The 1222-nt window shown below is 30.1% G+C and carries 1 protein-coding gene; it reads right to left on the bottom strand.

What is annotated here, in order from left to right; genetic code table 11:
• Window positions 1-110: 110 nt before the first annotated feature.
• Window positions 111-1043, bottom strand: a complete 933-nt coding sequence (locus AB4128_RS01120) for a helix-turn-helix transcriptional regulator (protein ID WP_055025972.1) — start codon at window positions 1041-1043, stop codon at window positions 111-113.
• Window positions 1044-1222: the final 179 nt, after the last annotated feature.

Consider the following 1222-nt stretch of genomic DNA (forward strand, 5'->3'; position numbering starts at 1 on the left):
TTATTTATTTGGTATTATTTAAAATAAAAAATATACTAACAAATGGCCGTAAATGATAACCATTATCAAATGTAACATTTGATACATTTATTTATTTACAAAAAATAAACTTATTTATCGTTAATTCGACTGACATATTCAGAAGGGCAACATCCAACATTATTAGAAAAATGACGACTAAATATTGCCAAGCTTTTAAAACCACACTCATATGCAGTAACTTTTATATTATCTTGGTTCTTCTTTAATACTAATTTTAATCTATTTGCTTTCACTTCTTTAATGATATCTTTGACACAAAGACCCATAGATTTCACTTCTCGCTGCAAGCTTCGTGTCGACATTCCTAACGCAATAGCTAATGTATCAACAGATAACTCAGCTGGAATCATACTCTTAGCAGCCGCATGAATCCTGTCCAAGCTAGTAATCGTTTCAATGCATAATGACCTAATATCATACTGCTTACCTGGCGTTTTTTTGGCAAAAATTGACAGGTTCTGACAGTTGAATTTAACATTTTCTAAAATGGCAACATTGTAACCGTAAAAGCCACACTCAAACGGTAACTCAATGATTACATTATTATTTACCTCTTTATGAAAATTCAATATTTGCATCACAGAGAGATAAACAAATAGGTCATCATACTTAGAAGCACGTTCAATAGGATTACGCTTAGCCACTAGGCCAATGTAATCCCCCGCATCAATAGTAACCCAATTTAGATCAGATACTTGGCTATAAAACATTGTGAAATCAATCAATTTCTGAGCGATATCGACATCATCAGATAAGTCTATTTTAGTAAACTCAGTTACCCTTTTAACAAAATACTTCGCTAAATTCAGAAAGAAATAAGGGTCTTCAATATTATTCTCAATATAATTTAATAATTTGGTTATTATATTTATGCCAACCCATTCTGTGTCATTAAAATATTTAAAATGGGCAAATTCCAGCGGCAAATGAAAATCAATACTATTACAGTATTCACAAACAAGTTTTGTGTGAATTGCAGGTCTGCATTTATATTTTATCATTTGGGGAACTTTTTAAATAAAGGAACTATTGGAAAATATATTTTAGTTTTTTTTGCTACCTATGATGTAGATTTAGATCACAAATGTCGTTTTTTGATAATCACTATTCTTAGATCTGAAATCCCCTCTTCTTTAAAATACCTCCAATTGATTACTCCATTTTTATTTAAGATTTAATA

Origin of the sequence: Shewanella sp. 10N.286.52.A9, assembly GCF_041468985.1 — a bacterium.
Lineage (GTDB): Bacteria > Pseudomonadota > Gammaproteobacteria > Enterobacterales > Shewanellaceae > Shewanella > Shewanella japonica.